Source organism: Streptomyces sp. NPDC086080 (assembly GCF_044540255.1).
Lineage (GTDB): Bacteria > Actinomycetota > Actinomycetes > Streptomycetales > Streptomycetaceae > Streptomyces.
This window is the reverse complement of record NZ_JBITRU010000022.1, coordinates 1-26,262: the sequence shown is the minus strand read 5'-3', so window position 1 is coordinate 26,262 and position 26,262 is coordinate 1. Positions and strand designations below refer to the sequence as shown.

Sequence of the window (26,262 nt, the reverse complement as noted above, 5' to 3'; positions counted from 1 at the left end):
ACACATACCTACTGAGGAAGAGATGAGCGACATGCCCACCGGGCAGAACCCGGAAGAGGAGAAGCCGGAAGAGGAGATCCCGGAAGAGGAGATCCCGGAAGGGCAAGTTCCTCCGCTGCTGCTGCGCATGGTCCCGGAATCAGCCGACTCCATCGCCGAGAAGTTCCACGAGCCCGCGGAGACGGCCGTCCTGACCGAGGACGCGGCCGTGTTCCTGTACGAGTTGCTGGCCGAATGCTTCACGACGCCGGTGTTGCTGCCGCAGCTGAGAAGCGACACCCCGGACACGGAGCTGCTCACCCGGTGCTGGGACTTCGTCGAGCGCATCGTGGACCATTCCACGGAGCACGTCGGCGGCGCCGTCTACTTCGAGGTGCTGGATCAACTCTTCCTCGACAGCGGCCTGGTGGAGGCCGCCTGGCCGTATATGAAGGAGCGGACACGGGCTCGTACCCTGCAGATGCTCGACGACGCCGACGTCCGCCTGCGCGGAATCAACTGGTAGCAGCCAGTAGCGGCAAGTCGACCGTCGTCTGCCCTCCGTGGAGCAGCGCCTGACACTGGGTGAGGGGTCCGCTGTGCACCGCGCGCGACGGGCCCGGCCTCAGTGACCACGATTTCCGCACAGGCAACAGGAGAACCATGAACGACGTCCCCGCCGAGGAGATACCTCCTCTCCTGCTGCACAGCATCCTCGAATCTGCGTTGTCCCTCGCGGAGATGGCTCTCATCACGAGTCGTGGCTCTGGCTCAGCTTTCGTGCAGTGGCCACGGTGAGTGACGGCTGCGCGTCTCCGGACGTGCTGGCGGTGGATGTGCATATCGAGAAGGTGCGCCTTGACGCACAGTGCAGCACGGCCAGCGCCGCCCGTCCGGGTTGCGGAGTCTGCTCGACCTGGGTTCGCCGCTGGAAGCGTCGTACTCCATCTGCGTGTCCGGCGTTCCGGTGCATCCTGACTGCAGTCGGCCTTGCCCTGGCTGGTCGAGCCGGCGCCCGCTTGGCTGCCGTGCTCGGCATGTCCATCAGCCGGAGTAGGCTCTTGCGCCTGGTCGATGCGCTGCCCGAGCCGGAGGCGCCGACGCCGCGGGTGGTCGGTGTCGACGAGTACGCCACCCGCGAGGGCCGCCGCTACGGCACTGTCCTGGTGGACGTCGAGACCCGCCGGGTTCAAGCCGGCTGACGAGACACCGCCGGCGAGGCCGTTCCCTGCTGCCGATTGAGCTTCTCCAAGACGCGGTCGCGGAGAAGCTCGTACTCCTCACGGAGCCTGCGCCATTCAGTCACAGGAGGGCGAGGAATCACCATGCCACCGGTGACGATCTCCTCTGGCCCGAACTGCTCGCGGGTAAGGTCGATCTCGATGCCCATACCCAGGCGGTTCCACCAGTGGTAGTCCACACGCTCTCCTTTGACATGGACCTCCCCCGGATCAACTCGCCTCCCATCAGGTCATTGAGCACCATGGCGGTCACTCCGCACTGGTCCCGGGCCGGGTTGTCCGCGGTCCAGCGCGATCGAAACTCAGGCGTGCACGTCTCGGCACTCCAACTGCTGCGAATGGCTCGTTCAATGTCGGTGAGGAGCAACGGTGTCATGCCCGCGATCCTGCCAGCAGACACGGACAACGGCCGGGAGCGGGTCTGTCAAACGAGCGGCCCTGTCTCACATTCGGTGGTGACGGAGTGTGCTGTTATCCGAGGAGGATGCGGTGCCGGAGCAGGGTGAAGCCTGCTCGTCCGTGCATCTGGCGTGCGATCCGTTTGGTCTTGGTGTTGACGCCCTCAGTGGGGCCGTTGCTGTACGGAAGCGTGAGCCCGGCGATCACGGCGTCGATGTCCCGGTCCAGACCCCGGGTGAAGGCGTGTAGGTGGGGCAGGCCGGCTGTTCGGACTTGGGCGATCCAGTGCGTGAGCGCATCGGCGTTGTCGGCGTGTGGCGTAAGGAGCGGGGCGAAGTCTCTGACATCTGAAGCCAGTTGGGTCATCTCGGGGCAGGCGGCGGTGAGCTTGGCCAGGAGTTCGTGCTGCTCGGGCTTGAGGTTGTCGGGTCTGGTCAGCAGCATCCGGGTGAGCCGGCGTGGCGAGATATGGCTGCGGTCGGCGTCCGCGCGGCCTTGGTTGATGTACTTGTGCAGAAGGTTCAGGCAGCCCGTGAAGCCGAGGGTCTTGATCTCTTCGAAGAGGTGCCGGACGGGGACGCCGGGGTCTTCACTTCGGCGTTTGCGCAGGTGCTCGCGGTAGGGATCGACCAGGCTGGCACGGTACTTGGGGACGCGGAGCATGCGCTCGGGCCGGTCGGCTCGGGCGTAGCGTTTGACGGTGTTCAGGGCCAGTTGCAGGCGGCGGGCGCATTCGAGCAGGCCCACGCCCTTCTCGAGCAGGCCATGAACCTGATACCAGCGTTCGAGGGTGGTCTGAGCGCGGGGCCCGTCGTAGATCGGCGCGTCCAGTACGGTGGCCCAGCAGGCACTGTGTGCCTTCACCTCGCTCAGGGCGGCTTCGCACAGGTTCTTCCATAAATGCCAGCGATCACCGACGTGCACCGCGTCAGGCAGAGCACGGCGGATGGCCTCGGCGTAGGTGGCTGAGCCGTCGCGGCACACGATCTCGATGCCCGGATGCCCGCGCAGCCACGCTTCCAGGGTGTCGGCCGTGCGGTCGGGCAGCACGTCGATCCGCTCATGGGTCTCGGCGTCGATGATCACGGTGGCGTAGCGGTGGCGCCGGCGCAGGGCGAAATCGTCGACGCCGATCACGCGGGGCACCCGACCGGTGGGCAACGGGATGCGCAGCAGGGTGCGCAGGGCCGTGTGACGGGACAGGCCCACCGCGGGTATCGCCAGCAAACGTGATCCCGCCCGGCCCGCTAACTCTTTGACCACGGCCTTGACCTGCCTGGTCAGACGAGCGGTGCGTCGCTGGTATCGCTCCAGCATGCCGGGCACCTGTTCGCGGAAGGTGTGGCGGCAGCCTCGCGTGGGACACACCAGGCGCCGCACCCGCACACGGACCACCACCCGTCGCCCGTCGACCGGAACGTCGGCCACTGTCCGCCAGTGATAGCCGTGCACCCGTCCCGACGACGCCCCGCATGCTGGGCAGACCGCGGTGTCCAGCGGCGTCCGGGCCCGCACCACGATCCGCTCACCCTCGTCGGCCACATCCTCCACGACCAGCGGGGACAGATCCGAAAACACCGTCTGCACAAGCTCGTTGACATCCATCACATGAAGGGCAACGAACCTCACGACTCTCCGTCACCACCGAATGTGAGACAGGGCCCAACGAACGGTGTAATCAGGGTGGTTGGGGTTACTGACGGGCTGCTGCGTCGGCGCCGCGCCGACGGCCGTTACGGACGGGTGAGCCCCCGACAGAGCTGGAACAGCGACAACACGGCCCCGAGGCCTTTCGCGTCACCACATGGTTGCCGGGCGCGGGCGTCCGGCAACCACCACGACGGGTCACCGTGGGCTGAGCGCGGTTCAGGACACCACGGGAGTGGCGTCCGTGACCTCGCTCAGCCGGACCGTGCACAGCCCGCGGGGCTCGTTCCTCACCTCGGTCACCTTGAGCTGGGTACCTGGTGTGAGGATGTACTCCTCCTCGCCGGTGAAGGCGGAGAAACGCTTGATCCCGACCGCCCGGGCCGGCGTCACCTCGAAGAGGGTCCGCTTGCCGCGACTGCCCAGGAACGCCCGGGCCACCTTCAGCTCCGAGGTGCACGAGGAGACACCCCACCAGGTCACCGTCCGGCCCACCGGGTACTGCGCCCGCAGGTCCAGCGACACCCCGCGCCACAACGGCTGCGTATAGGCGGGCAGTTCCGAGACCGCCGAGAACAGCAGGCGCAGGTACGGCAGGTAGGGCGTGAGCCGGCTGCGGTCGGGGGAGCGCAGAACGCTGTTGATCTCGCGGTAGAAGGCCGACTCACAGGTGTAGAGGTAGAGGGCGGCGATCGCGTCGGCGGACAGACCGCCGCCGGCCTCCTGGTCCGCCCGCTCCTTACCGAAGTCGCGGGAGCGCGTGATGTGACCGGCCAGCCCGGACAGCGCCGTGCCGACGGGAGCCACGGCGTCCTGGAAGTCCATCAGCGGCGTATCGAAGACGCCGGTGATCGCGGGCAGGGCAAGGCCCTCGTCCTTGACGCTGGTGAGGCGCTCCAGGTACAGCTGGTGCAGGTTCATGGTCGACTCGATGAACGCGCCCATGTGCGCCGCGACACCCCCGTCCGCGCCGGCCACCGTCTCGTTCCATCCCTTGCTCGGCAGCCAGTCGACGCCGTCGGCCCCCAGCGCGGCCAGAGCGTCGTTGACCTGGGCGAAGTGGTCGCCCTCACAGAAGATGTCGCCCTGTGCCGCCGGGTTCGCGTGGTCGAGATGCCGGACCTCGACGGCCGGGTACTTCTCCTGGAGCCGCAGGACGACCCGCTTCAGGCTGCGGGCGTGCGCGCCCCACCATGCGAACACGACCCCGCGGTCCTCCTCGGGCGCGTCCTGCTTGGCCTTGAGGATCTCCTCGACGATCCGCTCGGCGACCGGCCGCCAGAACGCCGTGTGCTGGTCGGTCCCCATCGCCCCGTCGGCGCTCGCGGTCAGCGACGCGTTCAGCAGGAGCACACCCTGCGTCAGCATCGCCTGGAACCACTCCGGAGGCTGGACCGTGTCCCGCTCCTTCAGCAGCGCCCGCACGTCGGCGATCGGGGTCTTCTTCACGATGCCGTACTTCCACATCGCCGCGGCCTTGATGAGGCACCGGATGCTGACGACCCGCCCGAACTGGCTGTCCTTCCAGTCGCTGAAGGTGTTGTCGAACATGGCTATGCCGGTGGCGCTCTCCGGCCGCGGGTACGGGTTCTGGCCGAAGACCACGACCTTCCACTTGTGCGGCGGGTTCGGCTTGAGCGCCTGGAACGTCAGCTCGCGGACCGGGACCACCTCGTGGCTGCGGCCCTTCCCGATGAACCGCTCGGCATCCGGCTGCGCCTCGATGACGGGCTTCAGCAGCGGGAGCCATGCCTCCCCGCCGCCATCGAAGAGCTCGGTCAGGGCGAGGGGGTCGTTCGCATCGGACTGGGACTGCGTTTGCTGACCCGGCCCGGGGGCGGGCGCGGAGGCGGAGGCGGGTTCAGGGGCGGGGGCGTGTACGGGCACGACGGGCGTCGGCGGCACGATGCGCACCCGCTGGTCGACGGGCGCGCTCTCGATCCCGTGAAGCTGAGAGATGATCGCGGACCGCAGTTCGTCGTCGTCCTCGAACCAGTGGTCGTGGAACAGCGTGTAGCCGGTCCACATCAGATTGGCGCACACCCGGGCCGGCACCTGCCCGGTCTGCGCCCCCAGCCCGACCAGCGCCACCGACCGGATACTGCCCGGCTTTTGCCGGTTCTGCCGGTGAACGGCCTGGAAAGCGGCAGCGCACGCCAGCGCCACGTTCATCGTGGTGCTCACGTTCTGGGAGGACCGCACCATCGTGGGCGTCGATATCAGGTACCGCGGGACAGCAGCGCCGGACGGGACGCAGACCGCGCTGCCCACCGGCATCGCCCCGGCGAACCGATCGCGGATCGCCCGCTGGACGCGTACCTGGATGCCCGACCCCAGGTACCGCTTGATGACGGCGTCGACCCCGCCGTCCATCCGGCCCCGGGAGTTCGTGGGGGTGACCCAGGCGTCGACGTCCTCGTCGAGGATCGAGCCCATGCGGATCTCGATGCCGGGGGTGTCGGCGAACGCGGCGCGCCACGCCTCCACCACACGCTCGTTGACGTCGGTCAGTACCACCCTGAGCGCGGGCAGCACACTGCTCTCGGTCATCGTCCACTCCTGTCGGGCAACAGCGATTCCAAGACCGCGAACGTATCGCTCACCACTGACAACGCGTCCCGTCGCAGGAGGCCGTGACCAACCGAGTTCGTCGAGGATGACGCGGTGGAGCGGAGCCCAGACCCGGTCCCGGCTCCACTGGGCGAACCGGCGGTAGACCGTGGGCCAGGCCGGGCCGAACACCGGCGGTAGCTGCCGCCACGTGCACCCCGACGTCGCCACGAAGATGATCGCCGCCAGAGCCTCACGGTCACCCGCCGACGGCCGCTTCCCCAGCCACCCTTTTCCGCCCGTCTGCTGACCTCCGTGACGAGGAGTCGCGGGACGCTGGTGCAGCGTGTCATTCACCAAGCCGGGTGGTCCGGGCGCTGGTGAAGTCAATCCGCCGTTGACCGGTCGGCGGGGCAGATCGCAGGTGAAGGTGAGGTCGCGTACGGCGATGGTGCAGCCGACCAGGGCCGGGAGCGCACGGGGCCGCTCGCCCGGCAGGAAGGCCGCCACCGCACGCGTGGTCCTGCCAACCACCCACGCTCACCAGGAGCTTGGCGCCCAGGCAGCCATCGCCCGCACCGAGAGGAAAGCTGCCATCAGCGTCCTTCGGGCTGTTAGCCTGCGCCGCATGTCCGACCTCGGCCCCATCGCATGGCCACCTGCCCCGATCAAGACCGAAAGGCTCGTGCTCCGTGAGCCCGAGGCTCGAGACCGCGCGGTGTTCATCGAGCTGCTGGCGTCGCCAGAGGTGCACACCTACCTCGGCGGCCCCCGGCCGCGTGACGAGCTTGAGTGCGAGATACCTGAGGTACCCGAGCAGTGGCCGGGGAGTTTCGCCGTAGAACTCGATGGAGCGGTGATCGGCCAGGTCCTGCTCAGGAGAGCGACGGAGCACCGTCGCCCCGCTGCGGTGGGGAAGGTCGATCTCGGCTACCTTTTCTTGCCGCGGGCGTGGGGATTCGGGTATGCCGCCGAGGCGTGCGTGGCGGCGCTCGACTGGTTCGACGGAGTCCTTCCCGGTGAGCCGGTGGTGCTGGCCACCCAGACCGCCAACGTCGGCTCGATGCGCCTTGCGGCAAAGCTGGGCTTCACCGAGGTGGAGCGGTTCCATGCATGGGACGCCGAGCAGTGGCTCGGTCTGCGGTCCCCGGTCACGCAGTCCTCCTGAGGCCAACTCGCGGATCCCGCCCTTTCTCCGTTCCGCGAACCCATCGGCACCGTAACTCCGGTCGCCCCACCGTTCCGTACGGCGGGGGCGGTCGGTGAAGCAGGAGACGCCGACCGCCTCCGCGAGGCCGGCCGTGGTCAGACGCTCGCGGGCCTACGGCCACTTGTCGGCGCGAATCCCTTGACCGATGTGCTGATGTGCTGAGGTGCTGGCGACGTGCAGTATCCGCATGGGGTTGACCAAGAGCCGAAGGCCGGTTCGCCCGGAAACGGCTGAGTGAGCCCGGCGATTACCGCAAGGGAGTGTGGGTCGCGCGTTCCCAGGAGGCGATGGGTACCGCGGTGAAGTGACGTACGAGAGCCGGCACGCGATGTGAGGGACGCACTTGGTGACCGGCAGCGACTTCAGGAGTCAGGCGCGATCGGAACGCCTCGGGACCACAACTCTTCAGCATGGTCGGCGAAGCGAGAAAACATGCCAGTGTCGCCGAACTTCCGCAGGTGCAGCAAAGGTGAGTCATGCCCGACCAGTCGGGCCAGGTGGGGCGTGACCAGGGCCTCCTCATCGAAACGGAAGACCGACAGCGAGACGTGACTGGTTGCGTCGCTCGCTGCGGAGAATCGTGCTTCCAGGCCCTCGTGAGCACCGAGCTTGCTCAGGTGCTCAAGCGTGATTCGAATGCGGGTGGACACGGTGAGGGCCACGTCTTCGATCTGCTCGCGGTTGCGCGTCACCTCGCCGTTGAGGTCTCCCAGGAGAAAGCGCACGCGGCAACCGCTGTCGAGCTTCTCGCGCAAGGTCGACACGAATGCGGGCTGGTCGATCCAGAGGAAGTAATTGGTGTATCCCGCGAAAAGAATATCTGATGTGGACTTCTCGACGAGTCCGGCCCAAACCGTGGATGGGCAAGAGGATCGGTAGGGATAGGAATGGATGATCTCGCGATCCCCGCCGGTCTTGATGCGGTCCTTCAGTGTTCTTGGCCACAGCATTTCTTCGTCAACTCCCAACGCTCTGCTGGCGTCTTCCCGGTTTCTGGCATGCGGGATCAGTTCGGCGTCCGCCACCCACCGTTCCACTGTCTTGCCGGAAACGCCTACCCGTACCGCTAACTGCCGGGGTGACAGATTGGCCGACTTCATAGCCGATCTCAGTGCGCTGTTCAAGACTTCTCCTGGCGACGTTTGGGCGTTCCACGCTACCGCTGAGACGTCCCAGGCGTCGCCGGATCTGTGTTCAAAGCTCCCTGAGGGGGCGTCAGCATGGCGATACACAAGGACCCCGGCGACCGCGCGAACGGTCCCGGGGTATGGCCAACGCTGACAAGGAGCGTCGACGAACCATGCTTATCACACAAACGCTCGAATGGGTGAGGACGGTCCTGCTCGGACCGCGTATCCCCGGCCGGCACAGTCGGCATGCGGCAGCCCGCGTGGCACCTGGGAGGAAGCCACTCCCGCTCTCTGCATGTGTGTCGGGTGCTCGACTGGTCACCGTGCGTCGGTGCGGTGCGAGCGACTATCCGAAGCCCACACGAGTACAGCCCCTTCGTGACGGGGAGGCCGATGAAGCATGAGAGCCGGCGGGTGTCCTTGTCCGGCCCTACGTGGCATGCCTGGGAGCCTTGTCCAGCAACAGCCGCGTAGATGCTCAGGCATGGGCAGGGTCCCGGGCCGGTGTCCGGTGACGATGACCATTGAGGTCTACCGGATCAATCCGGGGACCGGTGTGCGTACCCAGGTGCGGCCGTTGAGGACCGTCGAGCCTGCGGACGTGCCCGAACTGTTCGACAGGTTCCCGCCGTGTGCCTGCCCGCGTTGCCGATCGAGGAAAGACCTGCCGGTGCGAGCCCAGGTGGTGGAAGTGAACGGGCTGACGGGGGGAGCACCGTGACGCGTTCGGTCATCAGCGCGGCCGGGTGGGCGCTGGAGCCGGAGACCGGCGAGGATGCTCAGCATGCCGTCTACTCGGCCGTGTGCATGGTATGCGGAGCGGAGGCGCCCGCATCCGCCAACTCCCCTGAGCCTGCGGAGATCTGGGCGCTGAAACACACGGGCCTGAATCCGGCGCACCGGCAGTACAAGGCCATGGTCGAGAGCTATTGGTGTGTGACTCCGGCAGCGGACAACCCCTACCGGGCGCTCGATGCCCAGGGCGCTTGAGTACCCCCACACCACGCTGGATGACTGCCGGTTGTGGGCTCGGTGAAGTGTGATCCCGTCCTGGTGCCCCGACCGGTTGGCTGCTCTCGCCACTGGTCGGGGCACGGGACCGTACTCATGGTTCCCGGGCGGGAGGGTCGAGGACCACGCAGCAGCGGCCCGGACGAGGTGCCAGTACCGCCCGCTCGGGTGACTGGCCGCCGGCTTCCAGCAGACCCCGGACCAGGTGCAGGTTCAGCCAGCACACGAGTTCCGTGTGCTCGCGGGCGAGTCGGTGGAAGGGGCAGTTGCGCAGGTCGATGCCGTTCTCGGCGGTCGTCGCGGGCTCGTAGCCGCACGCGCTCAGCGCGGCGATCAGGTCCTCGCCGCCTGCCGACCGGCCGGTCGAACGCGCGGCGGCGGCCACCGCCTCCCGCACCGTCCCGGAACCGTCGGCGGCGACCGCGTCGGCCAGTACACCGGCCAGCAGGCCGTAGTCGCGGGGCGGCACGCTGACCGAGAGTTCGTGCTCGGTTCGCGCGTAGCGCTTGGCGGGGCGGCCCGCGCCCGGTCCGCCGCGCCCTGCCGCGCGGGCGTAGCTGGTGTCCAGCAGACCCGCGTCGGCGAGTTTGTCCAGGTGGTAGGCGGCCAGGGTGCGGCTGATGCCGGCGGCGTTCGCGGCGTCCTCCCGGCTGACGGGTTCGTCGCGCGTGCGCACGTACTCGTACAGCCGTCGCCGCACCGGGTCGTCCAGGCTGCTCAGTCCGCTGATGGCGTCCCTGTCACGGTCCTCGTTCGTACCCACACCCACAATGTAACACCAACAGGAATTGACAAATGATGGGCGAGGTGACCAGCCTGTAAAGACAACAAACCTTGTCGATACATGGAGGCCGCCATGGCTGCTCCTGCCCACGACTCCGTACGTGCGCACACCCCGGAAGCGGGGTGGCGGCGTGCGCTCGACGACCCCGCCTACGGGGCGTTCTGGCTGATGCGCGTCGGATACACGGTGCTGCCGATCTGGATGGGCATCGACAAATTCGTCAACGCCCTCACCGACTGGCCCTCCTACCTCGCGCCGTGGATCGTCGACCTGCTGCCGTTCTCCGCGCAGACCGCGATGTACGTCGTCGGAGCGATCGAGATCGTCGCCGGTGTCGCGGTGGCCATCAAGCCGCGCTACGCCGCGTACGTCGTCGCGCTCTGGCTCACCGGCATCATCGTCAACCTGCTGACCTACTCCGGGTTCTACGACGTCGCCCTGCGCGACTTCGGCCTGCTCCTCGGCGCGCTCACCCTGGCCAGGCTCGCCTCCGCCCACGATTCGGCCTGGCCGGCCCGCGCACGCGGTACCGGTGGGCGCACGCTCTGAATCACGGGTCTGCCGGCACCGTCCGGCGACCCGCGGCCGTGGCAGGGGCGCCGCCGTACCGCCCCTGCCGCCGGCTGAAGACCGACATGTCTGCGAGGAGAGGACGGGGATGACTGCCACAGCCGCACTCCACGTGATCGAGGAGGCGACCGGACCCGATCTGGAGGCCGCCGAACGGGCCGCACGGGAATTCCTGCGGGCGCTCGGGATCACGCTGGACACCGAGGGAACGCGGGACACACCCGGACGCATGGCCCGCGGCTACGCGGAACTCCTCACCGCGCGCCCCTTCCGGATGACCACGTTCCCCAACGAGGAGGCCTACGACGAACTCGTCCTGGCCCGCGACATCCCGGTGCGCTCGGTCTGCCAGCACCACATGCTGCCCTTCACGGGGGTGGCCCACGTCGGTTACCTGCCCGGCGCACGCATTCTCGGCCTGTCGAAGCTGGCCCGCGTGGTGGAGCACTTCGCCTGCCGGCCCCAGGTACAGGAACGGCTGACCAAACAGATCGCGGACTGGCTCGGCGAGCACCTCCAGCCCCGAGGAGTCGGGGTCGTCATCGAGGCCGAACACACCTGCATGACCCTGCGGGGCGTCCAGGCCACCGGGTCGAGGACCGTCACCTCCACCCTGCTCGGAACCCTGCGCCACGACGCCGCGTCCCGGCAGGAGTTCCTCGCCCTCACCGGCGTCCAGCGATAGCGCGTACACCACCACGTCACATGGAGGCAGTCATGACCGCACCACAGTCGTCCCCCCGGCGGATCCTGATCGTCGGCGCCGGCCTGGCCGGCGCATCAGCGGCCGCCACCCTGCGCGAACAGGGATTCGACGGCGGCATCACCCTCTTCGGCGGGGAGGACCACAACCCTTACGAGCTGCCCCCCTTGTCCAAGGACGTCCTGCTGGGAAAGAGGGACGAACCGGACTGGGTCCGGCCGGCCGGCTACTACAGCGACCACGGCATCGCGCTGCACCTCGGCGCCCGCATCACCGCTCTGCGGCCGGCCGACCACACGGTCGTCGACGCCGACGGGCGGGAGTACGGCTACGACCGGCTGCTGCTGGCCACCGGATCGCGCGCCCGCACCCTGCCGGGCTTCGACGGCGACGACGTGCACACACTGCGCACCCTCGACAACGCGCTCACCCTGCGGGAGAAGCTGACCGACGGAGCCCGGGTGGTCATCGTCGGCGCGGGCTGGATCGGCTGCGAGGTCGCCTCCGCCGCCCGCGCCCGCGGAGCGCACGTGACCATGATCGACCCGGCCCCCCTGCCCCTGCGCCGTGTCCTCGGGGACCGGGTCGGACAGGTCTTCCGTGACCTGCACACCGACCACGGCGTCACTCTGCGCCCCGGCGTCAGGGTGAGCGGCACCGACATCCGCGACGACGGCAGGGTGGTGCGCCTGGACGACGGCAGCGAACTGTCCGCCGACGTCGTGGTCGTCGGAGTCGGCGCCCTCCCCCGGACCGAACTCGCCGAAGCCGCCGGCCTCGACCTCGCGGCAGGCGGCGTCGCCGTCGACGCCGCACTGCGCACCTCGGCGCCGGACATCTACGCGGCCGGTGACATCGCCGCCCACGACCACCCCCGCTACACGGGACGGGTACGCGTCGAGCACTGGTCCAACGCCAAGGATCAGGGCGCCCACGTGGCAGGCAACCTCCTCGGCGGCCACGACGCCTACGGCGCCGACCCGTACTTCTTCTCCGACCAGTACGACCTCGGCTGCGAGTACCGCGGCCTGGCCGACCCCGCCCGCGACGAACTGGTCCTGCGCGGCGATGCCGCCTCCCGCGTTTTCCTCGCGTTCTGGCTGCGCGACGGACGGATCACCGCGGCCCTCAACGTCAACTCCTGGGACCACAGCGACGCACTCGGCGCACTGGTCGGCACCCGCGCACACGTCTCCCCCCGGCAGCTCACCGACGCGGACCTGAACACCCTCATCCCCGTCGACGCACCCCACCACCGGTAAACGCACCGGGCCGAACCGGACAGGAGACACCCGCCCCACGCACGCGAAAGCAGCCGACCCGGAGCCCGGGGCCGCCGCACCGTCCGCGACCGGCCCTCGGGTCACGGCACAGCAATCGTCCGGGCCGTCACCGAGGGGCTTGCCGTGCCGCCCCCCGGCCGGTCTGCCTACCGGCCCTCTTCCTCGACCGCCGTCCAGAAGTGGTCGACGATGCGGGCGAGGAACTCGCTGCCGATGTCGCTCGTGTCGCTGCTCCAGCTGAGGGTGGCGGCCATGTGGCCCCGGTAGTCCCGGTGCAGGCGGTGGAGTGCTTCTTCCAGGTGCCGTCGCTCCAGCGGGGCGAGTTTCGAGACCGGGCGTACGTATGTCTGCCAGCGGGTCGTCGTCGCGCCGCGCAGCAACTCCGCGAGCCGGTTCTCCTGGCCGGTGATGGTGATGACGTCGGCCAGGGAGAGGGCGAGCAGCCGGGCCAGGGTGGCGGACTGCTGCTCGCTGCCGCGCCACTGGTTCGTCTCCTCCATCCTCAGGTACGCGTGGAGTTCGTGGCCGACCGTGCGGGCGACGTCCTCGGGCGCCAGGCCGCGGGCCACGCGATGCTCGCGCAAGGTGCTTGGCCGACCGAGGAGTTCTCCGGGGGAGCACCACAACACGCCTGCGAGTGCGGTGAGTTCGATGTGGGAGGGGGCGGCGGTCCGCTGTTCCCAGGCGGCGACGAGCGCGGACGTCACGTACGGCAGTCCGTAGGAGCCGCGCAGGGCGTCGGCGACATGTTCCGGGCCCATGCCCAGTCCGGCGCGGAGCCGGCGGGCGGCGGGGGCGTTGAACGGCGGGGGCGGGTGGCGGTCTGTACGAGCGGAAGGTCGGTGCACGGCCCACAAGCTAGGGCCGCATGGCAGCGATGACTACGTTCTGTTCGGCCAGTATCACTGATTGTAGGAAGGTACGGCTACTGGTGAGTCGGCTCCCGGGGCGGGCCGGTCGCGTTTCCTGGCCCTCGGCTCGGGGGAATGCGAAATGCAAGCTCAGTGGCATATGCGCCCGTCGTCTTCGATGTGCGCGGCTCCTCGGTGGGGCGCGGGTGTGCGGGACTCGCATGCCTGTGCGGCGAGCATGTCCGTGTGGACCCGCGTCCGAGGACCGCCCACGCGGCGTGAACCGGTCGGTCGTTCCGATCCCGTCGGGGCTCAGTTCCCGGGGATCCACCGGTACCGCAGCTCCGGCCGCCCCACCGTCCCGTACTGCGGGCTGCGGCCCGCGCGGCCCGCCTCCACCAGGTGCTCCAGATAGCGGCGGGCGGTGATACGGGAGATGCCGACCGCCTCCGCGAGGGCGGCCGCCGTCAGGCCCTCACCGGCGTCGCGCAGAGCCACGGTCACCCGTTCCAGCGTGGGTGCGCTCAGCCCTTTGGGCAGGGCGGCCGGGGCGGGGGCGCGGAGGGCGGCCAGCGCCCGGTCCACCTCGTCCTGGCCACTGGCCTCGCCCACGGCCGCACGGAACTCGGTGTAGCGCAGCAGCCGGTCCCGCAGGGTCGCGAACGTGAACGGCTTCAGTACGTACTGCACGACGCCCAGCGACACCCCCTCGCGCACCACCGCGAGGTCCCGGGCGGAGGTCACCGCGATCACGTCGGCGTGGTGACCGGCCGCCCGCAGCGAGCGGGCCAGCTGAAGCCCGTGCACGTCCGGCAGGTGCAGGTCGAGGAGGAGCAGGTCGACGGGTGTGCGCTCCAGTGCCCGCCGGGCCTCCGCGCCGGTGCGCGCCGTGCCGACCGCGACGAACCCGGGCACCCGGCCGACATACATCACATGGGCGTCGGCGGCGACCGGGTCGTCCTCGACCACCAGCACTCTGATCGGCCGGCCGGTCATACGGCGCCCCCCTGGAGCCTCGCGGCCGTGTCCCCGGCGGGGGAGTGCCCGCCGGGGACGCTCGCCCCGTCGTCGCCTTCCCCGCCGGCCGTCGTCGCGGCGCCGTGCCCGGCGGTGGTCCGCCCGGTGGGGGCGCTGGTGCCGTCCGGGGTGTTCGCCGCCTGCCCGGTGCCGGCTTCCCCGCGACCGCGGGGGACGTCTCCCGCGCCCCCGTCCCTGGCCGGCGAGGCGGCGGTGCCGGGGGCGGGGTTCTCGCCCCGGTCGGTGCCACCGGTGAGCGGCAGTCGCACCTCGAACACCGCGCCGGCCTCGTTCCCGGCGTTCCCGGAGCCCGCGGAGTCCCCGCAGGTCACCGACAGCGCGCCGCCGTGCCGGGTCACCGCCTGCTGGACGAGGGCCAGGCCCAGTCCCCGCCCGCCGGGGCCGGAGGACTTGGTGGTGAAACCGCGCCGGAAGACCGCCTCCGTGTGGTCCGGATTCACTCCGGGGCCGGTGTCCGAGACGCGCAGCACCAGCTCGGAGCCGTCCCTCCCGGTCAGCGCCGTCACCGTCACCCGCGGGCGCATCCCGCCCTGCGCCGCGTCCACGGCGTTGTCGATCAGGTTGCCGAGGATGGTCACCAGGTCCCGGGCGGGCAGGCAGTCAGGGAGCAGTCCGTCGTCCAAGCGGCTGTCGGGCGACACCACCAGCTCCACGCCCCGCTCGTTGGCCTGGGCCGTCTTGCCCAGCAGCAGCGCCGCGAGCACCGGCTCGCCCACTGCCGCGATCACCTGGTCGGTCAGCGCCTGCGCCAGCTCCAGCTCGGCCGTCGCGAAGTCCACCGCCTCCTCCGCCCGGCCCAGCTCGATCAGCGAGACCACGGTGTGCAGCCGGTTCGCCGCCTCGTGCGCCTGCGAACGGAGCGCCTGCGTGAAACCGCGCTCCGAGTCCAGCTCACCCATCAGCGACTGGAGCTCGGTCACGTCCCGCAGGGTCACCACCGAACCGCGCCGCTGGCCACCGGTGACCGGCGAGGTGTTCACCACCAGCACCCGGTCCGACGTCAGATGCACCTCGTCCACCCGGGGCTCCGAGGCGAGCAGCGCGCCCGTCAGCGGCGCCGGAAGACCCAGCTCCGCGACCGATCTGCCCACCACGTCCTCCTCGTGCTCCTTCTGGTCCACGCCCAGCAGCTCCCGGCCGCCGTCGTTGATCAGCGCCACCCGGTACTGCCTGTCCAGCATCAGCAGCCCCTCGCGCACGGCGTGCAGCGCGGCCTGATGGTAGTCGTGCATGTGGCTGAGCTCGGCCGCGTTCATCCCGTGGGTGTGGCGGCGCAGCCGGGCGTTGATGACGTAGGTGCCGATCGCGCCGAGCCCGAGCGCTCCGGCCGCGACCGCGAGCAGCGCGGTCAGCTGCCCCTGGGCGCGTCGGCTGATCACGTCGACCCTTATCCCCGCGCTGACCAGGCCGACGATCCGGTCGCCGTCCCGGATCGGGGTGACCGCCCGGACCGAGGGGCCGAGGGTACCGGTGTAGGTCTCGGTGAAGGTGCGGCCCCGGAGCGCCGGGGCCGTGTTGCCCCGGAAGGGCAGGCCGATCTGGTCCGGGTCGGGGTGGGTCCAGCGGATGCCCCGCGGATTCATGATCGTGACGAAGTCGACGTCGGTGTCCCGCACCACCGCCAGCGCGTACGGCTGGAGCCTCGCCGACGGGTCGGAGGTACGGATCGCCTCCCGCACTGAGGGGGAGTCGGCGACCGAACGGGTCACCGCGGTGGCCTGGCGCCGCGCCGCCTCCTCGGCCTGGCCGCGGTCACCGACGTACGTGAACAGCGCGTACCCGGCCACGACGACCGCGATGAGCACGGCCTGCATGGCGAAGAGCTGGCCCGCGAGGCTGCGGGGCCGGGGGAGGGTGAGGCGCATCCCGCCAGTCTGCCTCGCACCTCCACGGTGAAGTAAATGACGTCCACGGTGAACTCAATGAACGGAAGGGTGACCGCGCTCACAGCGCGCGACATAGTCACGGCGTTCCCCAGGGCCGGACGGGCCCTGACCCCATCCCCCGGACGTGAGCCGCACGCCGGTGATGCCGACGACGTCAAGGAGGGCCGCCGTGACCGACACAGCCGCTACGGCACCAGCCGCACCCCGAGCCAAGCGGGACCGCACGCACTATCTCTACATCGCGGTGATCATCGCGGTCGCCCTCGGTATCGCCGTCGGCCTGATCGCACCCGATGCCGCGGTCGAGCTGAAGCCGATCGGTACCGGGTTCGTGAACCTGATCAAGATGATGATCTCGCCGATCATCTTCTGCACCATCGTGCTGGGCATCGGCTCCGTGCGGAAGGCCGCCAAGGTCGGCGCGGTCGGCGGTATCGCGCTGGGCTACTTCATGGTGATGTCGGTCGTCGCGCTCGCCATCGGCCTGATCGTCGGCAACATCCTGGACCCGGGCAGCGGTCTCGCGGTCACCGACGCGGTCAAGGAGACCGGTCACGCACAGGTCGACGCGGAGGCGAAGGACACCACCGAGTTCCTGCTCGGCGTGATCCCGACCACGATCGTGTCCGCGTTCACCCAGGGCGAGGTCCTGCAGACCCTGCTGATCGCCCTGCTGTGCGGCTTCGCCCTGCAGGCCATGGGCAACGCGGGGCAGCCGATCCTGCGCGGCGTCGAGCACATCCAGCGGCTGGTCTTCCGGGTCCTCGCCATGATCATGTGGGCGGCCCCGATCGGTGCCTTCGGCGCCATGGCCGCGGTCACCGGCTCCGCCGGCCTGGACGCGCTGAAGAGCCTCGCCGTGCTGATGCTCGGCTTCTACCTCACCTGTGTGCTCTTCATCTTCGTGGTGCTCGGCGCGATGCTGCGGATCGTCGCGGGCATGAACATCTGGAGCCTGTTCAGGTACCTGGGCCGTGAGTTCCTGCTGATCCTCTCCACCTCCTCCTCCGAGTCGGCGCTGCCGCGCCTCATCGCGAAGATGGAGCACCTCGGCGTCAGCAAGCCGGTCGTCGGCATCACCGTCCCGACCGGCTACTCCTTCAACCTCGACGGCACCATGATCTACATGACCATGGCCTCGCTGTTCATCGCCGACGCCATGGGTACGCCGATGTCGATCGGCGAGCAGATCCCGCTGCTGCTGTTCCTGCTGGTCGCCTCGAAGGGCGCCGCCGGTGTCACCGGCGCCGGCCTCGCGACCCTGGCCGGCGGCCTGCAGTCGCACAAGCCCGCCCTGGTGGACGGCATCGGCCTGATCGTCGGCATCGACCGCTTCATGAGCGAGGCCCGCGCCCTGACCAACTTCGCCGGCAACGCGGTCGCCACGGTGCTGGTCGGCACCTGGACCAAGGAGATCGACAAGGCGCGGGTGGCCGAGGTGCTCACCGGCCGCGCCCCGTTCGACGAGGCGACGCTGCTGGACGACCACGCCGCCGCCGGCGGGTCCGGCCCCGCCCACGCCGAGCCGGGGGCCGAGAAGGAACTGGCCAAGGCCTGACGGCTGCCGCCATGTCCCCCGGACCCGGGCGGCTGGGCCCTCCCCCTTCGCTCAGCCGCCCGGACTCCTTGGAGGCCCGCCTCCCCTGCCAGGGCCTCCAACCCCGCCGAGCGGCCGGGCTCTCACCCCCGTGAGCCCCGGCCGCTCGGCTCGTTGCGACGCCACCTGTTCCATCGCCCTTGCCCTGACGCCGACGTCAAGGCCTACGTTCGTACGCATGCGAATCGGCGAGCTGGCCGCACGGGCCGGAACCACCACGCGGACGCTGCGGTACTACGAATCCCGTGGGCTGCTGCCCGGGCGGCGGACGGCCAACGGATACCGGACCTATGACGAGGGTGATCTGAGGCTGCTGCGACAGATCCGTACGCTCCAGGACTTCGGGTTCGACCTGGAGGAGACCCGGCCCTTCCTGGAGTGTCTGCGGGCCGGTCACCCCGAGGGCGACGCGTGTCCCGCCTCGCTCCAGGTCTACCGGCGCAAGCTGGACGAGCTCGACGCGCTCATCGCCGAGCTGCGGACGGTGCGGGCGAGGGTCGGGGAGCAGCTGGCGCGGGCGGAGTCGGCGCGATGGGGGCCCCTCCCGGTTCGAGCGAAGCCGAGAACTGGGGGAGGACTGGCGGCCGAGGCGGCGGTTCCGGGTGGTCCGGAGCCGGTGTGCGAACTGGGAGGGGAACCGTGGTGAAGGGTGTGCCCGAGGTGAGTGACGGCGATTTCGTCACGGAGGTGATAGAGGCGGAACTGCCGGTGCTGGTGGAGTTCACGGCCGACTGGTGCCCGCCGTGCCGGCAGATGGCGCCGGTGCTCGGCGCGCTGGCGGCGGAGCAGCAGGGCCGGCTGAAGGTCGTCCAGCTGAACGTGGACGCCAATCCGGACACGACCAACGCCTACAAGGTGCTGTCGATGCCGACCTTCATGGTGTTCCGCGACGGGGAGCCGCTGCGGTCGATGGTGGGGGCGAGGCCCCGGCGGCGGCTGCTCCAGGAGCTGGCGGACGTGCTCTGACCTGCGGGTCCGGCGTCGGCGGACACAGAAAAACCCCCGGGCAATTGCGCTCGGGGGTTTTCCTTGCGTATATTCATTGATTCGCGACTTCTGAATGGTGAAGTCGCGGTGAAGTTCAGTGAGCACAGTATATCCGGGCGGGAGTGCAATTGTCAAACACCGAATTTCCGGACGATGAATTGCGGCAGGAACAGGAATTCATCGACGGACTGTACGCACGTGTGGACGTCCTGCGCGGTGACGCCGAGGACTCCGTCACGGACGCCCTCGCCCAGGGCCACACCCCCAGGCAGGCCAGACTGGAGCGGGACATCCTCGTCGCCGAGCGCTCCGGGCTGCTCGCCGCCCTGAACGCGGTGGACGGCTCCCTCTGCTTCGGCCGGATCGACCTCGGCTCCGGCGAGAGTCACCACATCGGCCGGATCGGCCTGCGCGCCGACGACGCCGAGCGCACGCCCGTCCTCATCGACTGGCGCGCCGATGTCGCCCGCCCGTTCTATCTGGCCACCGGCCACACCACGATGGGCCTCAGGCGCCGCCGGCACATCGCCACCGAGGGCCGCCGGGTCACCGCCCTGCACGACGAGATCCTCGACCTCGGCGACGCGACCCGCACCGGCCACGAGGACCCCACCGGTGACGCCGTCCTGCTCGCCGCGCTCGACTCCGCGCGCACCGGCCGCATGGGCGACATCGTCCGCACCATCCAGGCCGACCAGGACCGCATCATCCGCGCACCGCACCGCGGGGTCATGGTCGTCGAGGGCGGTCCCGGCACCGGCAAGACCGCCGTCGCCCTGCACCGCGCCGCCTTCCTCCTCTACGAGCACCGTGAGCTGCTGGCCCGCCGCGCCGTCCTGATCGTCGGCCCCAACCCGGCGTTCCTCGGCTACATCGGCGAGGTGCTGCCCAGCCTCGGCGAGACCGGTGTGCTCCTGGCGACCGTCGGTGAGCTGTTCCCCGGTGTGCGGACCACCCGGACCGACACCCCGGAGGCCGCCGCCGTCAAGGGGCGGGCGGAGATGGCCGGTGTCCTCGCCGATGTCGTACGCGACCGGCAGATGCTGCCCGACCCGGTGATCGCGATCGAGCACGACCGCGAGATCCTCATGCTCGACGACGGCCTGGTCAACGTCGCCCGCGAACGCACCCGTGCCGCCAGGCTGCCGCACAACGTGGCCCGGGAGCACTTCGAGGGCCACATTCTCAACGCGCTCACCGACATGGTCGCCGAACGCATCGGCACCGACCCCTACGACGGCGGCAATCTGCTCGACCCCAGCGACATCACCCAGATCCGCGACGAACTCGCCGACAACCCCGAGGTCCGGTCCGCCATCGACCGGCTGTGGCCCCGCGTCACCCCGCGGCGCCTGGTCGCCGACTTCCTCGCCGCCCCCGAGGGATACCTCCGCGAGGAGGACGCCGCCGCCGTCCGCCGCCCGGTCACCCGGCACTGGACCGTCTCCGACGTGCCCCTGCTCGACGAGGCCGCAGAACTTCTCGGCGAGGACGACCGGCTCGCCCGTGAACGCGCCGAACGCGAGCGGCAGACGCAGATCGCCTTCGCGCAGGGCGTCCTGGACGTCTCGTACGCCTCCCGCACCTACGAGTTCGAGGACAAGGAGGAGGACGACCCGGACTCCTCCGAGGTGCTGTCCGCGCACGACATCATCGACGCGGAACGCTTCGCCGAACGGCACGAGGAGGACGATCACCGCAGCGCCGCCGAGCGCGCCGCCGCCGACCGCACCTGGGCGTTCGGGCACATCATCGTCGACGAGGCGCAGGAGCTGTCCCCGATGGCGTGGCGGCTGCTGATGCGGCGCAGCCCCACCCGCTCCATGACCCTGGTCGGCGACCCGGCGCAGACCTCGGAGTCGGGCGGTGTCGGCGCCTGGGCGGACATCCTCACCCCGTATGTCGGGGACCGCTGGGAGCACACCCGGCTGGGCGTCAACTACCGCACCCCGGCCGAGATCATGGACGTGGCCGCCGCGGTCGTGCGCGCCGAGCACCCCGGTTTCGAGCCGCCCGGCTCGGTGCGCTCCACGGGGGTACGCCCCTGGGCCCGCGCCACCGACGACCTGCCCGGCGCCACCGCCAAGGCCGTCGCCGAACTCACCCCCGCCGAGGGCCGTCTCGCCGTCATCGCCCCGCGCGATCTGCACCGCGCGCTGGCCGCCCGGCTGGACGGGGTGACGGCAGGCGCCGAACCGGACCTGACCCACGACGTCGTGCTGCTCGACCCGCGCCAGGCCAAGGGGCTGGAGTTCGACTCGGTCCTCGTGGTCGAACCGGGCCGCTACGGCACCAGCGACCTGTACGTGGCCCTCACCCGCGCCACCCAGCGCCTCGGCATCCTGCACACCGGCCCCCTGCCGGAACCCCTGGCCGCCGCCCTGAACTGAGCGCCGGGGCGGGGCCGGCCGCCCGGACCGGATCGCGGGCAGCCGCGAGGCGGGGGACCGACGCACGCCACATCCGTCAGCTGTGCACGACCCACCACAGGATCAAGCAGGGGAGTCGGCGTGGCGGTCCACCACCGCGGCGAAGCAGGCCCAGCCGTCCACCTCGGGATTCCGCGGCGACGACGGGATCTCCAGCGCGGGCGCCGCAACGTCGAGGAGGCGTCGGACCGTTCCCGGCTCGTAGAGGTTGAGCCAGGCACGATCGGGGAGCCGTATCACCGTGCCCGCCTCGACGTACGCGTTCGAAATGACGCCGTGCGGGCCCGGGGTGAAGACCAACGACAGCCGGCGCCGACCTCCGCGCGCCGAGGTCTCCGGGAAGAGGGCGAGGGTCACCCGGCAGTCGGCGTAGTCGGGTCTCACCCGCTGCCGGACCGTCCAGTGCCAGACGCTCCCGTCCACCATGAGGCGGCGGACGCGTCGGTCGTTCCCCATGGAGCCACCATAGCGAGGGCTAGGCCGGGCGCAGCCATACCGTCGCCAGGGGTGGCAGGGTCAGCCGGATGCTTGCCGGGTGGCCGTGCCAGCCCTGGGGGTCCGGCTTGACCGGGTCGGGGTGGGTGACGTCACTGCCGCCGTAGCGTCCGGTGTCGGTGTTCAGGGCCTCGTGCCAGGCGGGCACGTCGTCGGGCACCCCGATCCGGTAGTCGTGGCGGACCACCGGCGCGAAGTGCGACACCGCGAGCAACGGGGAGCCGGCGGCGTCGTACCGGAGGAAGGCGAACACGTTGTCCTCGGCGGCGTCCGCGGTCACCCAGCGGAAACCGGACGGTTCGGTGTCGCCCTGCCACAGCGCCGGAGTGTGCCCGTACACGGTGTTGAGGTCGCGCACCAGATCGCGCACACCCCGGTGGTCGGCCTCCGCGCCGTAGTGCGGGTCCAGCAGCCACCAGTCCGGGCCGTGCGCCTCCGACCACTCCGCTCCCTGCGCGAACTCCTGGCCCATGAAGAGCAGTTGCTTGCCCGGGTGGGCCCACATGAAGGCCAGGTAGGCGCGCAGCCCGGCGCGCTGCTGCCACCAGTCGCCGGGCATCTTCTTCACCAGCGAGCCCTTGCCGTGCACCACCTCGTCGTGGGAGATCGGCAGCACGTAGTTCTCGCTGTACGCGTAGACCATCGAGAAGGTCATCTCGCCGTGGTGGTACCGGCGGTGCACCGGCTCATGGCTCATGTACGCGAGCGAGTCGTGCATCCAGCCCATGTTCCACTTCAGCCCGAAGCCCAGCCCGCCGAAGCCGCTCGGGCCCTTGTGGTGGGTGGCCCGGGTGACGCCGTCCCAGGCGGTGGACTCCTCCGCGATCGTCACGACCCCCGGCACCCTGCGGTACAGGGTCGCGTTCATCTCCTGCAGGAACGCCACCGCGTCCAGGTTCTCCCGGCCGCCGTGCTCGTTCGGCGTCCACTGGCCCGGCTCGCGCGAGTAGTCGAGATAGAGCATCGAGGCGACCGCGTCCACCCGCAGCCCGTCGATGTGGAACTCCTCGCACCAGTACAGGGCGTTGGCGACCAGGAAGTTGCGCACCTCGCGCCGCCCGAAGTCGAACTCCAGCGTCCCCCAGTCGGGATGGGCCGCCCGCAGGGGATCCTCGTGCTCGTACAGCGGCCGCCCGTCGAACTCCGCCAGCGCCCACTCGTCCCGCGGGAAGTGCGCCGGCACCCAGTCCATCAGGACGCCGATACCCGCCCGGTGCAGGGTGTCGACCAGGTACCGGAAGTCGTCCGGGGTGCCGAGGCGGGCGGTGGGCGCGTAGAACCCGGTGACCTGGTAGCCCCACGAGCCGCCGAAGGGATGCTCGGCCACCGGCATCAGCTCGACATGGGTGAAACCGAGGTCCTTGACGTACGCGGGCAGCTGCTCGGCCAGCTGGCGGTACGTCAGGCCGGGTCGCCAGGACGGCAGATGCACCTCGTAGACGGAGAACGGCGCCCGGTGCGCGGGCACCTCGGCCCGGTGCTCCAGCCACTGCGCGTCGTCCCACTCGTACGCCGAGGACGTGACGATCGACGACGTCGCAGGCGGCACCTCCGTACGGCGGGCCAGCGGGTCGGCGCGCAGGGTCTTCGAGCCGTCGGGGCGGGTGATCTCGAACTTGTACAGCTCGCCCTCGCCGATCCCCGGCACGAACAGCTCCCACACCCCGGTGCCGCCCAGTGACCGCATGGGGAAGCCGGTGCCGTCCCAGAAGTTGAACGAGCCGGCCACCCGCACCCCGCGCGCGTTGGGCGCCCACACCGAGAAGCGGGTGCCGGCCACGCCCTGGTGGATCATCGGATGCGCGCCCAGCACCGTCCACAGCTCCTCGTGCCGGCCCTCACCGATCAGGTGCAGATCGAGTTCGCCGAGCGCGGGCAGGAAGCGGTACGCGTCCTCGGTCTCCTGCACCGCCCCCTCGTACGTCACCAGCAGCCGGTACGCCGGTACCTCGCGCAGCGGCAGCAGGCCCGAGAAGAAGCCCTGCCCGTCGTCGTGCAGCTCGACGGTCAGCCCTCCGGAGACGACCGTCACCGCCAGGGCGTACGGCCGGAACGCCCGGAAGACGACTCCGCCGGGCATCGGATGCGCACCGAGCACGGAGTGGGGGGCGTGATGGGTGCCGTCCAGCAGCCGCTCCCGGTCGCCGGCGTCCACGGCGGGGGAGACGGCGATCTCCATCTCCAGCTCGGGCGGCACGGGCGGGGAGACGGGTCGCGGGGCGGTGGTGGCTCCCGGGACGGGCAGGGGGGCTGGTGCGGCCTGCCCGGCCTCGGCCTTCTTCCTCGCGGCGCCCTTCCCGGCGGCCTTCCCCCCTGCCGGGGCCTTCTTCCCGGCGGCCTTACCCGTTCCCTTCCCCGCTGCCTGCTTCGCGGCCTTCTTCGCCGCCTTCTTCACCGTCGCCTTCTCGGCCGCCGCTTTCGTCGCCGTGGCTTTCGTCGCCGTGGCCTTCGTCGCCGCGGCGGTCTTCTTCGCGGGGGCCTTCTTCGCACTGGCCTTCTTCACGGCTGCCTTCTTCCGTGCGGGCGCCGGTGGGTCGGTGCGCCGCTGCTCGGCCGGCTGTTCCGGATGCGAACCGCTGGACGTGGGGCGGGGGGTCACGGGCGAGGCCTCCTGGGCGAAGGTCGGTGGTCCGGGTCTGGTCAGATCCGGTCGGACGAGGCGAGCCGGTCCACGGCCGCCAGCGGTACGGGAAGCCAGTCGGGGCGGTGCCGGGCCTCGTAGACCGCCTCGTAGACCGCCTTGTCGGTCTCGTACGCGCGCAGCAGCACCGGCTCGGTGCGCGGATCGCGGCCCGCGGCCTCCGCGTACCCGGAGCAGTACGCCGCCCGGCAGTGCTCCGCCCAGTCCGGCTGCGGGGGGTCCACGGAACGGGCCGCGTAGTCGAAGGACCGCAGCATGCCGGCGACGTCCCGCACCGTCGGCTGCGGCATCCGCCGTTCCGCCAGCGGACGGGCCGGTTCCCCCTCGAAGTCGATCAGCGACCACTCCCCGGCCGGGGACCGCAGACACTGCCCGAGGTGCAGATCGCCGTGCACCCGCTGCGCGATCCAGGTACGGCCCTCGGCGGCCAGATCGTCCAGGGCGGTGTACGCGGAGCGCAGCCCGTCCGCGTACGGGCGCAGCGCGGGCACCGCGTGCACGGCCGCCTCCAGCCGCTCGGTCATGCCGGCGACCATGGAATGGAGCTGGGTGTGACCCAGGGTGACGGTCGGCAGTGCGCGGGCCAGCGCGGTGTGCACCTCGGCGGTGGCCCGTCCGAGGGCCCGTGCCTCGCCGACGAAGTCCTCACCCTTGGCCAGCTCCCGCAGTGCCAGCTCCCAGCCGTCCGTGGCCCCCTGCACGAACGGCTGGAGCACCCCCAGGACGTACGGCTCGGCCGCGGACGGCGGACCGGACACCTCACCGGGGTCCGTGACCAGCCAGGCCGTCGGCGGGGGCACCCGGGGGCAGCCCTCGCGGGCCAGCGCCAGCGGCAGCTCCAGATCGGGGTTGATCCCGGGCACGATCCGGCGCAACAGCTTCAGTATGAACGTATCTCCGTAGACGACCGACGAGTTCGACTGCTCGGCGGTCAGCAGACGCGGCACCAGGCCGGAGCGGATCTCCTGGTGCGGGTCGCGCTCGAAGCGAAGCCCGCCGATCCGGGCCTGGGCGCGCAGGGCCTCCAGGAGCAGTTCGGCGGGCCGGGTGTCGTGCAGCGCCTCGTAGACCGTCCGTCCGGCCAGCGGGCCCTGCGTCACATGACCGATCAGCGCGGGCGCGAGCCGGGGCGGCAGCGCCTCGCGCACACCTATGAACAGCTGGTAGCAGTCCCCGGGCTGCTCCTGGCCGGTGTGTCCCGGCTGGAGCGGCTGGTGGGCGCGCACCAGCAGGTGGTACAGGCCCAGCTTGGCGGTCGGCGGCAGCAGCTCGGTGGCCGCGACCAGGGCGAACCCGGTGACCGGGCGGCCCTTGCCCGCGAACCAGCGCTGCCGCGGCAGCCATTCCCTCAGCAGCGGATCCAGTGACGCAAGAAGGCCGGGCGGGGTCGTGACAGTGCGTGTGACGGCTTCCGACATGGCGTCGCGTCCTCTCCCCTCTTGCGGCGCGCCACGGGGGCGCCGCCGGTGGGCGGGGTGTTACTGATGCGTGCCCAGGGCGGGCCGGTGGAAACCGCCCAGCCCCGCCCCGGGTGCTAGGCGACGTCCTTGCGCAGCCGGAACCAGTAGAAGCCGTGCCCACCGAGCGTCATCAGATACGGCAGCTCCCCCACGGCCGGGAACCGCACCCCGCCGAACAGCTCCACCGGGTGCCGCCCCTCGAAGGCGCTGAGATCCAGCTCCGTGGGCTGTGCGAAGCGGGAGAAGTTGTTGACGCAGAGCACCAGGTCGTCCTCATGTTCGCGGAGGAAGGCGAGGACGGCGGGGTTGGAGGAGGGCAGTTCGGTGTAGGTGCCGAGGCCGAAGGCGGGGTTCTGTTTGCGGATCTCGAT

The 26,262-nt window shown here is 70.4% G+C and carries 22 protein-coding genes and 2 pseudogenes; 11 read left to right on the top strand and 13 right to left on the bottom strand.

Going from position 1 to position 26,262, the window contains the following annotated elements; genetic code table 11:
• Nucleotides 1–22 precede the first annotated feature (22 nt).
• Nucleotides 23–505, top strand: a complete 483-nt coding sequence (locus ACIF9R_RS24195) for a hypothetical protein (RefSeq protein ID WP_399983676.1) — start codon at nt 23–25, stop codon at nt 503–505.
• A gap of 535 nt (nt 506–1,040) precedes the next feature.
• Nucleotides 1,041–1,181: a hypothetical protein gene (locus tag ACIF9R_RS24190; RefSeq protein WP_399983673.1), complete on the top strand. Its 141-nt coding sequence runs from the start codon at nt 1,041–1,043 to the stop codon at nt 1,179–1,181.
• Here the strand turns inward: ACIF9R_RS24190 and ACIF9R_RS24185 are convergent.
• From ACIF9R_RS24185 to ACIF9R_RS24170, 4 genes and pseudogenes are all read right to left on the bottom strand, one after another.
• Nucleotides 1,169–1,596, bottom strand: a pseudogene (locus ACIF9R_RS24185) (hypothetical protein). The gene ACIF9R_RS24190 and the pseudogene ACIF9R_RS24185 overlap by 13 nt on opposite strands.
• 95 nt (nt 1,597–1,691) lie before the next feature.
• A complete protein-coding gene (locus ACIF9R_RS24180) occupies nt 1,692–3,224 on the bottom strand; it encodes an ISL3 family transposase (RefSeq protein ID WP_399983671.1) in 1,533 nt (510 codons plus the stop codon).
• A 261-nt stretch (nt 3,225–3,485) separates the two neighbouring features.
• Nucleotides 3,486–5,816 carry an ADP-ribosyltransferase domain-containing protein gene (locus ACIF9R_RS24175; protein ID WP_399983949.1) on the bottom strand — a complete coding sequence of 777 codons (2,331 nt, stop codon included), beginning with the start codon at nt 5,814–5,816 and terminating at the stop codon, nt 3,486–3,488.
• Nucleotides 5,817–5,942: 126 nt separating this feature from the next.
• Nucleotides 5,943–6,173 (bottom strand): annotated as a pseudogene (locus ACIF9R_RS24170) (transposase); the annotation flags it as partial.
• A 271-nt stretch (nt 6,174–6,444) separates the two neighbouring features.
• Here ACIF9R_RS24170 and ACIF9R_RS24165 point away from each other — a divergent pair.
• Complete coding sequence (locus tag ACIF9R_RS24165; RefSeq protein WP_399983669.1) at nt 6,445–6,984, top strand: GNAT family N-acetyltransferase; 540 nt, start codon at nt 6,445–6,447, stop codon at nt 6,982–6,984.
• A 404-nt stretch (nt 6,985–7,388) separates the two neighbouring features.
• Here ACIF9R_RS24165 and ACIF9R_RS24160 read toward each other — a convergent pair whose 3' ends face one another.
• A complete protein-coding gene (locus ACIF9R_RS24160) occupies nt 7,389–8,150 on the bottom strand; it encodes a helix-turn-helix domain-containing protein (protein ID WP_399983667.1) in 762 nt (253 codons plus the stop codon).
• A gap of 723 nt (nt 8,151–8,873) precedes the next feature.
• On the opposite strand from ACIF9R_RS24160, the gene ACIF9R_RS24155 reads away from it, so the two are divergent.
• Nucleotides 8,874–9,146 carry a hypothetical protein gene (locus tag ACIF9R_RS24155; RefSeq protein WP_399983664.1) on the top strand — a complete coding sequence of 91 codons (273 nt, stop codon included), beginning with the start codon at nt 8,874–8,876 and terminating at the stop codon, nt 9,144–9,146.
• Nucleotides 9,147–9,261: 115 nt separating this feature from the next.
• Here the strand turns inward: ACIF9R_RS24155 and ACIF9R_RS24150 are convergent, their stop codons facing one another.
• Nucleotides 9,262–9,930: a helix-turn-helix transcriptional regulator gene (locus tag ACIF9R_RS24150; RefSeq protein ID WP_399983661.1), complete on the bottom strand. Its 669-nt coding sequence runs from the start codon at nt 9,928–9,930 to the stop codon at nt 9,262–9,264.
• A gap of 93 nt (nt 9,931–10,023) precedes the next feature.
• Between ACIF9R_RS24150 and ACIF9R_RS24145 the strand changes: the two genes are divergently transcribed.
• From ACIF9R_RS24145 to ACIF9R_RS24135, 3 genes are all read left to right on the top strand, one after another.
• Nucleotides 10,024–10,500, top strand: coding sequence for a hypothetical protein (locus ACIF9R_RS24145; RefSeq protein ID WP_399983658.1), 477 nt, complete (start codon nt 10,024–10,026; stop codon nt 10,498–10,500).
• A 109-nt stretch (nt 10,501–10,609) separates the two neighbouring features.
• Nucleotides 10,610–11,206, top strand: coding sequence for a GTP cyclohydrolase I FolE (gene folE, locus ACIF9R_RS24140; protein ID WP_399983656.1), 597 nt, complete (start codon nt 10,610–10,612; stop codon nt 11,204–11,206).
• Between the two features lie 32 nt (nt 11,207–11,238).
• On the top strand, nt 11,239–12,486 hold the full coding sequence (locus ACIF9R_RS24135) for an NAD(P)/FAD-dependent oxidoreductase (RefSeq protein ID WP_399983653.1): 1,248 nt from the start codon (nt 11,239–11,241) through the stop codon (nt 12,484–12,486).
• Nucleotides 12,487–12,653: 167 nt separating this feature from the next.
• Here ACIF9R_RS24135 and ACIF9R_RS24130 read toward each other — a convergent pair whose 3' ends face one another.
• The 3 genes from ACIF9R_RS24130 to ACIF9R_RS24120 form a co-directional block, all read right to left on the bottom strand.
• Complete coding sequence (locus tag ACIF9R_RS24130; protein ID WP_399983651.1) at nt 12,654–13,364, bottom strand: XRE family transcriptional regulator; 711 nt, start codon at nt 13,362–13,364, stop codon at nt 12,654–12,656.
• Between the two features lie 306 nt (nt 13,365–13,670).
• Nucleotides 13,671–14,354 carry a response regulator gene (locus ACIF9R_RS24125; protein WP_399983649.1) on the bottom strand — a complete coding sequence of 228 codons (684 nt, stop codon included), beginning with the start codon at nt 14,352–14,354 and terminating at the stop codon, nt 13,671–13,673.
• The gene (locus tag ACIF9R_RS24120; protein ID WP_399983647.1) at nt 14,351–16,261 is read right to left on the bottom strand and encodes an ATP-binding protein; all 1,911 of its coding nucleotides are present in this window, start codon (nt 16,259–16,261) and stop codon (nt 14,351–14,353) included. The genes ACIF9R_RS24125 and ACIF9R_RS24120 overlap by 4 nt, the downstream gene beginning before the upstream one ends.
• 190 nt (nt 16,262–16,451) lie before the next feature.
• Between ACIF9R_RS24120 and ACIF9R_RS24115 the strand changes: the two genes are divergently transcribed.
• The 4 genes from ACIF9R_RS24115 (at nt 16,452) to ACIF9R_RS24100 (ending at nt 21,256) form a co-directional block, all read left to right on the top strand.
• Nucleotides 16,452–17,840, top strand: coding sequence for a cation:dicarboxylate symporter family transporter (locus tag ACIF9R_RS24115; RefSeq protein ID WP_399983644.1), 1,389 nt, complete (start codon nt 16,452–16,454; stop codon nt 17,838–17,840).
• 217 nt (nt 17,841–18,057) lie between these two features.
• Entirely contained in the window at nt 18,058–18,525 is a 468-nt protein-coding gene (locus ACIF9R_RS24110) for a MerR family transcriptional regulator (RefSeq protein WP_399983642.1), read from the top strand.
• Nucleotides 18,522–18,845, top strand: coding sequence for a thioredoxin family protein (locus ACIF9R_RS24105; protein WP_399983946.1), 324 nt, complete (start codon nt 18,522–18,524; stop codon nt 18,843–18,845). Before ACIF9R_RS24110 ends, ACIF9R_RS24105 begins: the two co-directional genes overlap by 4 nt.
• 179 nt (nt 18,846–19,024) lie before the next feature.
• On the top strand, nt 19,025–21,256 hold the full coding sequence (locus ACIF9R_RS24100; protein WP_399983943.1) for a HelD family protein: 2,232 nt from the start codon (nt 19,025–19,027) through the stop codon (nt 21,254–21,256).
• A gap of 102 nt (nt 21,257–21,358) precedes the next feature.
• On the opposite strand, the gene ACIF9R_RS24095 is transcribed toward ACIF9R_RS24100, so the two are convergent.
• The 4 genes from ACIF9R_RS24095 to ACIF9R_RS24080 all read right to left on the bottom strand — a co-directional run.
• Nucleotides 21,359–21,751 (bottom strand): hypothetical protein, encoded by a 393-nt coding sequence (locus ACIF9R_RS24095; protein WP_399983639.1) that lies wholly within the window; start codon nt 21,749–21,751, stop codon nt 21,359–21,361.
• Between the two features lie 19 nt (nt 21,752–21,770).
• Nucleotides 21,771–24,389 (bottom strand): 1,4-alpha-glucan branching enzyme, encoded by a 2,619-nt coding sequence (glgB, locus tag ACIF9R_RS24090; protein ID WP_399983637.1) that lies wholly within the window; start codon nt 24,387–24,389, stop codon nt 21,771–21,773.
• Between the two features lie 41 nt (nt 24,390–24,430).
• Nucleotides 24,431–25,849, bottom strand: coding sequence for a maltokinase (locus tag ACIF9R_RS24085; RefSeq protein ID WP_399983634.1), 1,419 nt, complete (start codon nt 25,847–25,849; stop codon nt 24,431–24,433).
• 116 nt (nt 25,850–25,965) lie between these two features.
• Nucleotides 25,966–26,262, bottom strand: a 297-nt coding sequence (locus ACIF9R_RS24080; protein ID WP_399983632.1) for an alpha-glucosidase C-terminal domain-containing protein, incomplete at its 5' end; no start/stop codon positions are given.